The following is a 7,065-nucleotide window of genomic DNA, read 5'->3' as shown; positions in this document are numbered from 1 at the left end:
CGCCTTAAGGCGATGCGAGTTTGGCCCCCGGCCGCTCTTTTTGCCTGACGACGAGGGGAAGTCGCCCCATCCGGCGCGCCTTCTTTGCCTACTTTCTTGGCAAGACAAGAAAGTAGGTCGCCCCCCGCAGGGGGGTGAAACCGCCTTTGGCTTTAAGCCTTTGACGTTGACTTTGAAGTTAGGCAGTTGAAGTTTGAAATCAAAACCACCACCAAACCTCAAACCAACGAAGGCGCCCCCGCCGGCAAGAACCGCCCCCGCCCCGGAACCGGCTCCAGATACCTCCCATCCTCCACCAGCAACTCCCCCCGCGAGAAGCAATGCACCGGCCACCCGGTCACCTCGATCCCCTCATAAGGCGTGTAATCCACCGCATGATGCAGATCGCTATTGGCAATCCGCACCTTCCGCGAAGGATCCCACAACGCAATATCCGCATCAGCGCCAACAGCGATCGTCCCCTTGCGCGGATACAACCCATACAGCCGCGCCGGCCGGTACGAAGTCAGCTCGACAAACTGATGCAGCGAAAGCCTGCCCTTGGCAATCCCATCGAACAACAGCGGCAGCCGCGTCTCGATCCCGGGCACGCCATTGGGAATGTGGTCAAACGGCTGCGCCGTGCCACCCAGCTTCTTCCCTTCCGGATCGTCATAGTTGAACGGCGCATGATCCGAAGAAAACACACTGAACACGCCGTTGGTAAGCGCACGCCACACCGCAGCCTGATTCTCCGGATCCCTCGGCGGCGGGCTGCAGACGCACTTCGCGCCTTCATACCCATCGTCGCCAGGCAATCCCATATCCTCGGCGGTGAGATACAGATACTGCGGACAAGTCTCCGCCAGAATCGGCAACCCCCTGCCCTGCGCCCACCGGATCTGCTCGATCGCTTCCTTGCCCGACACATGCACGATCAGGATCGGCACATCGACCAGCTCCGCAAAGGTAATCGCGCGATGCGTGGCTTCACGTTCCACCAGAGCCGGACGCGCCATGCCGTGGAAACGTGGCGAGATGCGTCCTTCCCCAACCAGCTTCTCGGTCAGCCACGAGATGCAATCCGCATTCTCCGCATGCACCATCACCAGCGCATCGTTGCGCTTGGCCACATCGAGCACGTCCAGCATCTCGCGATCCGACAGCTTCAGATCGTCGTAGGTCATATAGACTTTGAACGAGGTATAGCCCTTGCGGATCAACTCGGGCAATTCATGCTGCAACACTTCCGGCGTCGGATCGGCCACGATCAGGTGGAACCCGTAATCCGCCACCGCACGGCCCTCCGCGCGGCGATGGTAGTCCGCCACCGCAGCCTTGAGCGAGCCGCCCTTCTCCTGCGCCGCAAACGGAATCACCGTGGTCGTGCCACCGCAAACCGCGGCGCGCGTGCCGGTGAAGAAGTCATCCGCCATGCGCATGCCGTCCGGCATCGGCTGGTCGAGGTGGACGTGGCCATCCACGCCGCCGGGCAGCGCCAGCAGGCCGGTGGCATCCATTTCGCGCGTGCCGCGCGGCAGGTCATCGCCCAACATGGCGATACGGCCATCGCGCACGCCGATGTCGCAGGTGAAGCGGTCGGAGGCGGTGACCACTTCGGCGTTGCGGATGACGAGATCGAGTTCGGTGTTCATGCGCCCTGCTCCTTCATTCCACTTCGGCAAACAAGCGGCCCCAGCCGCGCAGCTCGCGCGTATCCACCCCAGCCAGCCGCAGCGATTTCCACACCACGGTGGAGATCGTGTCGTAGACGGGGATGCCCGTCTCGGCTTCCAGTTCTTCCACCAGGTGCGCCGCGCGCAGGTTGGTGCAGAAGGTCGTGATGGCTGCCGGCTTGTGCTGTGCCACTTCGCGCACCATGCGGCGGATGGTGTCTTCTTCCACTTCGGCGAAGCTGTAGTTCACATGCAGGTCGAGGTGGCGCTCCGCCGCGCAGCCAAAGCCGTTGCGCTTGTAGTTCTGCACGATGCGTTGCTGCACATCGTCGAGATAGGGCGTGACCAGGCCGAAGTCGCGCGCGCCGGTCTTTTCCAGGATTTCGTTCAGCGCCAGCACCGAGGTGGTGGCGGGGATGCCGGTGGCCTCGGTGATCTGGCGGCACAGCGCCTGGTCTTTCTCGAAGCCGAGCCAGCCGGACGAGGTGCCGTTCCACGCGATCACGTCCACGCGCGCGTCGGCCAGCAATTTGGCCGCGCCGATGATCTTGTCGAGATCGAACTGGCCCAGCGCCTGGTCGCGCAGCGAGATCTCGGTAACGGTGAAGCGCGAGAAATGCGCGCTGACGTTCGGCAGGCCGCTCACCATGGCGCTGGTGATGGGTTCCAGCGCGGTATTGGACGACGGCGTGAGCATGCCGAGAAGGGTGCGTTTGGTCATGGGAGTAAAGCTCTCAGGAAATGGCATGGCCCGGTGCGATGCGGTGCCCGGGGCCCTGCTCGTTATTGTTCGGGTTTGTCGTTGAAGGCGAGGGCGGTGCCGGGCTTGCCGTGGCTGGCGTGCGCCAGCGCAAGCTCTTGACGGAGAGCGGCTTGCCGCTCGGCGTCCGGCCTGACCTTGTTGCCGGCTTGCAGCGCAGGCAGCACGTAGTCGTTGACCATCTTGCGGTAGAGGTCCAGGTAGGCCGCATCACGCAGGCCGCCGGAGGTGGACATGATGCTGTTCATCACCACCACGGCGTTCTGCTGCGGCAGCACGGTGATGAACTGGCCCTTGAAGCCCATCGCGCTGAACTCGCGCTCGCTCTTGACGATGTTGTTGACCCAGCAGTAGTAGCCGTAGTCCGCGGCCGGCCCGGCGGGCGTGGTCATGCGCGCCACCCAGTCAGCGGGCACGATCTGCCGGCCCTGCCATTTGCCCTGGTTGAGCATCAGCAGGCCGAGCTTGGCCATGTCGATGGAGCGCAGGCGCAGCCCCCAGCCGCCCGAGACCGCGCCCTTGCCGTCGGCGCCGTCCCAGCGGTAATGCGACATGCCGAGCGGCTTGAACAGGCGCGCCTCGGCATAGCGTTGCTCCGGCTGGCCGCTGACCTGCGTGATGGTGGCGCCCACCAGCACGGGGTTGACGTCGATGTAGTCGAATTCGGTGCCGGCCTTGGTGCGCACGGCGGCGGACGCGGCGACTTTCAGCCGGTCCGGCACGCCGTAATAGAGCGTGTCGGTGCCTTCCACCAGCTTGTACGACAGGCCGCTGGACATCGACATCAGGTGGCGCAGTTCGATGTCCTGCTTGTCGGCCAGCGCCGGCGCCAGGTCCGGGCGCGCGGCGGCCAGCAGCGGGGCGGGCTTGTCTTGCGCGGTGAGCTTGCCGTCGCCCACCAGCGTGCCGACCAGCAACGCGCTGATGAACTTGGTGACGGAGTAAAGCTCATGGTTGTAGTCGCGGGCGAGTTCGTCGCCGTAGCGCTCGAAGACCAGCTTGCCGTCCTTGATGACGATCAGGCTGCGCACGTCGAGCTGGTCGCGGCGGATCCATTGCGACAGTTCGACCAGCTTGCGCGAATCGACGCCGACGGCTTCGGGCTGTGCCGTGGGCAGGTCCGCGGTGGGTTGCGTCGCCTTGGCCGCGTGTTGCGCGGCGGCGGGGGGCTGCGCGTGCGCGGTCCCGAGCAGCAGCAGGGCGGCTGCCGTGGCGGCGCCGGCCAGTTTGCGTGGGCTTGCTTTCATGAAGTGTCTCCTCCACCGCCCGGCGCGCGTGGCGCGGCCGGGACGGGAGCGGTTCAGGCCGTGCCGCTGCCGGCTTGTGCCGGCGCGGCGCGTACGGGGGGCAAGACTTGGTGTCGAGATCGGGCTGCGCTCAGACCGGCAGCTTCTTCTCGTAGTCGATCGCGGTCGATGCGAGGAACAGGCCCACGCCGGCGGCGGCGAAGAACATCAGGGCCAGGAAGTAGGAGCCGGTGAACTGCACGATCATGCCGACGATGATGGGCACGGTGATGCCGCCGATATTGCCGCCCAGGTTCATGATGCCGCCCAGCACGCCTACCTTGTTGCGGGTGCCGAGGATGGACGGGATGCACCAGAACAGGCCGCACCAGCGCAGGAAGAACAGCGTGCACGAGAGCAGGATCACTACCACTACCGGATCCTTCACATAGGCCACCGAGAAGATCGACACGGTGGCGACCACGGCGGCGATACCGAACAGGGTACGCATCACCAGGTTGGGCCTGCCGCCCCCGGCCTTCCACTTGTCCGCGATCCAGCCGCCGACCAGTTCACCCACGAAGCCGGAGAAGAAGATGATGAAGCTGGCGCCGCCCATCTGCTTGATGTCGAAGCCGTGCACCTTGTTCAGGTAGTTGGGCATCCAGGTCAGCAGGCCGTAGAAGACGCTGTTGAAGCACATCCAGCCGATCGCCATGCACCACACCGAGCGGTACTTGAGGAAATCGAGCGAGCGTCCGGACAGGTTTGCCGGTTCGGCGCGATGTTCGGTGGCTTGCGCGGCTTCGATATAGCTGGCTTCGAGCTCATTGACGCCACGGTGCTCGCGCGGGGAGTTGCGCACGTAGTACCACGCCGCCAGGCCTGCCAGCACGGTGCCCACGCCGGCCACCACGAAGGCGAGGCGCCAGGAGCCCAGCGCGGTGATCAGCCAAGTGATGATGATGGCGCCAAGCGCCGCGCCCAGCGGCGCGCCGCCGTCGAGCAGGGTGGCGCCGCGGCCGCGTTCGTTCTGCGTCATCCAGATCGCGTTGAGCTTGCCGCCGGCCGGGTAGATCGGCGCTTCGGCCGCGCCCAGGCCAAGCCGGGTCAGCAGCAGGGCGCCGGCGCTGGTGCATACCGCCGCCAGCGCCTGGAAGGCGCCCCAGAAGATGGTAGCGGTGGCGATCACGATACGCGGCTTGTACTTGTCCGCCAGCATGCCGCCGGGGATCTGCATGACCGCGTAGGTCCAGAAGAATGAACTCAGGATCAGGCCCTGCATGGTGGGGCTGAGGTCGAATTCCTTGGCGATCAGGGGCATCGCCACCGACAGCGACGCGCGGTCGATGTAGTTGATGGCGATGAGGAACAACATCATCAGGAAAATCTTCCAGCGTACGGAGCTCTTCGTCTCCGTTAGCGCCGCAGCCCGGCTTGTCGTTTGCATGACGCGTGTCTCCTTTGAGGAATGGTAGGGCGGTTTGTGTTTTGTGTCGCGCAACTGGAACGGAGTATAGGATACGTAATCTGTAATTACAACTCTCGTAAGTCATTGATTTTATTGTTAGGCAAACGCACAATTTCAGGGTGTGATAGCCTTCTTGTGGTGCATGTTCCCCATCTCGGTGATGTCTGTGACTCAAACGCTTCCTAAATCCACGCGCCTGCGCACGCTCGGCATGTCCGCCGAGATCGCCTCCCGTCTGCGCACCATGATCGAAGAGGGCGAACTGCCCCCCGGCGCGCGCATCGACGAACGCGCCTTCTGCGAAATGTTCGATGTGTCCAAGACGCCGTTGCGCGAGGCGCTCAAGGTGCTGGTGTCCGAAGGGCTGGTACTGCATCGGCAGTACATCGGCTACCGCGTGGCGCCGCTCGATCTGGACGAATTGCGTTCCACCTTCGAAACCCTGCACGGGCTGGAAGCCACCGCCGGCGAACTGGCCGCGGCGCGGCTGTCCGAGGTGTCGATGGCGCGGCTGGAGCGCAAGCACCAGGCCATGCTGGATGCCCACGCCGCGGGGCGGCGCACCGAGTACTTCCGCATTAACCAGGAAATCCACCAGCTCATCATCGACGGCGCCGCCAACCCGGTGCTGGCCGGCATCTACGCCACGCTGATGAGCAAGGTGCACCGTGCGCGCGGCGCCGCCAACGCGGATATGCTGCGCTGGCAGGAATCGCACGAGGAACACGAGGCCATCATGGCTGCACTGCGCGAACCGGGCCGCCCGCGGCTGCCACAGGTGCTGCGCCAGCATTCCGAGAACACCGCCAAAGAAGTCCTGACCGTGGTCGCGCGGACCCTGTCCGAGCCCGCCGGCCGCACTGTCACCGAAGCCAAGGGGAAACGATGAAACTAGTACGTGTGGGTAAGCCGGGCGCGGAACGCCCGGGACTGATCGATGCCGAAGGCCGCGTGCGCGACCTGTCCGGCGTGCTGGACGGACTGGGGCCGCAAGCGCTGTCCGACGAAGCGCTGGCACGGCTGGCCAAAGTGGACCCGGCCACGCTGCCGGTGGTGCAGGCCGACCGCTTCGGCGTGCCCTGGACCGGCATCGGCAAGATCGTGGCGATCGGCCTGAACTACGCCGACCACGCCGCCGAGGCTGGCATGCCGCTGCCGGCCGAGCCCATTGTCTTCCTCAAGGCCAACAGCTCGCTCAATGGCCCCTACGATGCGGTGATGCTGCCGCGCGGCTCGGAAAAGACAGATTGGGAAGTGGAACTCGGCGTGGTGATCGGCAAGGTGGCACGCGATGTCTCGCGCGACGAAGCGCTTTCCCACGTTGCCGGCTACTGCGTGGTCAACGATGTGTCCGAGCGCGAATTCCAGATCGAGCGCGGCGGCACCTGGGACAAGGGCAAGGGCTGCGATACATTCTGCCCGGTCGGCCCGTGGCTGGTCACGCGCGACGAAGTCGCCGACCCGCAGGCGCTGGCGCTCTGGCTGGACGTCAACGGCGAGCGCGTGCAGAAGGGCAGCACCGCCACCATGGTGTTCGACGTGGCCACGCTGGTGAGCTACGTCAGCCGCTTCATGACGCTGCACCCCGGCGACCTGATCTGCACCGGCACCCCGCCGGGCGTGGGCATGGGCTTCAAGCCGCCGCGCTTTCTCAAGGCGGGCGACACGATGCGCCTGGGCATCGACGGCCTGGGCGAGCAGGGCCAGACGGTGGTGGCCTACGCATAGGGCTGTTTGGTCAGGTTGAACGCCAGAAAGAGGGCGGCCAGCGATGGCCGCCCTTTCTGCTTCATGCGCCCTGCTTGTACCGCCAGCCGCACCTGCCGGCATCCGTGGCGCACTGAAGAAGGCAGGGCCTGTGATGCCCGCGCGGGAGTTCAGGCTTCCTCGATGACCCCTCGGGCGGAGGGATCGTCCCCCGTTCGCAACAGTTGTTCCCCTGATTTCGCTACA

6 protein-coding genes are annotated in these 7,065 nt (G+C 65.0%); 2 read left to right on the top strand and 4 right to left on the bottom strand.

Features of this window, described 5'->3' with window-relative positions; genetic code table 11:
- Positions 1-218: 218 nt before the first annotated feature.
- The 4 genes from hydA to AC1DS6_RS32890 all read right to left on the bottom strand — a co-directional run bounded on the left by hydA (position 219) and on the right by AC1DS6_RS32890 (position 5,091).
- Positions 219-1,634, bottom strand: coding sequence for a dihydropyrimidinase (hydA, locus tag AC1DS6_RS32905; protein ID WP_441630972.1), 1,416 nt, complete (start codon positions 1,632-1,634; stop codon positions 219-221).
- Positions 1,635-1,647: 13 nt separating this feature from the next.
- Positions 1,648-2,376 (bottom strand): maleate cis-trans isomerase family protein, encoded by a 729-nt coding sequence (locus AC1DS6_RS32900; protein ID WP_441630974.1) that lies wholly within the window; start codon positions 2,374-2,376, stop codon positions 1,648-1,650.
- 62 nt (positions 2,377-2,438) lie between these two features.
- Positions 2,439-3,662 carry a serine hydrolase domain-containing protein gene (locus AC1DS6_RS32895; RefSeq protein ID WP_441630976.1) on the bottom strand — a complete coding sequence of 408 codons (1,224 nt, stop codon included), beginning with the start codon at positions 3,660-3,662 and terminating at the stop codon, positions 2,439-2,441.
- Positions 3,663-3,792: 130 nt separating this feature from the next.
- Positions 3,793-5,091 (bottom strand): MFS transporter, encoded by a 1,299-nt coding sequence (locus tag AC1DS6_RS32890; RefSeq protein WP_441630978.1) that lies wholly within the window; start codon positions 5,089-5,091, stop codon positions 3,793-3,795.
- Between the two features lie 181 nt (positions 5,092-5,272).
- On the opposite strand from AC1DS6_RS32890, the gene AC1DS6_RS32885 reads away from it, so the two are divergent.
- Together AC1DS6_RS32885 and AC1DS6_RS32880 are read left to right on the top strand one after the other, a co-directional pair.
- Positions 5,273-6,001, top strand: a complete 729-nt coding sequence (locus AC1DS6_RS32885; RefSeq protein ID WP_441630980.1) for a GntR family transcriptional regulator — start codon at positions 5,273-5,275, stop codon at positions 5,999-6,001.
- A complete protein-coding gene (locus AC1DS6_RS32880) occupies positions 5,998-6,840 on the top strand; it encodes a fumarylacetoacetate hydrolase family protein (RefSeq protein WP_441630982.1) in 843 nt (280 codons plus the stop codon). Before AC1DS6_RS32885 ends, AC1DS6_RS32880 begins: the two co-directional genes overlap by 4 nt.
- The last annotated feature ends 225 nt before the right edge of the window (positions 6,841-7,065 follow it).

Source organism: Cupriavidus sp. 05L310, assembly GCF_056398185.1.
Note: the sequence above shows the minus strand (reverse complement) of the source record. Positions and strands in the feature narration are given on the sequence as shown.

Bases quoted from the DNA above. Each gene is read 5' to 3' on its own strand.
- hydA (WP_441630972.1), bottom strand. From the start codon at position 1,634: ATGAACACCGAACTCGATCTCGTCATCCGCAACGCCGAAGTGGTCACC.
- AC1DS6_RS32900 (WP_441630974.1), bottom strand. From the start codon at position 2,376: ATGACCAAACGCACCCTTCTCGGCATGCTCACGCCGTCGTCCAATACC.
- AC1DS6_RS32895 (WP_441630976.1), bottom strand. From the start codon at position 3,662: ATGAAAGCAAGCCCACGCAAACTGGCCGGCGCCGCCACGGCAGCCGCC.
- AC1DS6_RS32890 (WP_441630978.1), bottom strand. From the start codon at position 5,091: ATGCAAACGACAAGCCGGGCTGCGGCGCTAACGGAGACGAAGAGCTCC.
- AC1DS6_RS32885 (WP_441630980.1), top strand. From the start codon at position 5,273: ATGTCTGTGACTCAAACGCTTCCTAAATCCACGCGCCTGCGCACGCTC.
- AC1DS6_RS32880 (WP_441630982.1), top strand. From the start codon at position 5,998: ATGAAACTAGTACGTGTGGGTAAGCCGGGCGCGGAACGCCCGGGACTG.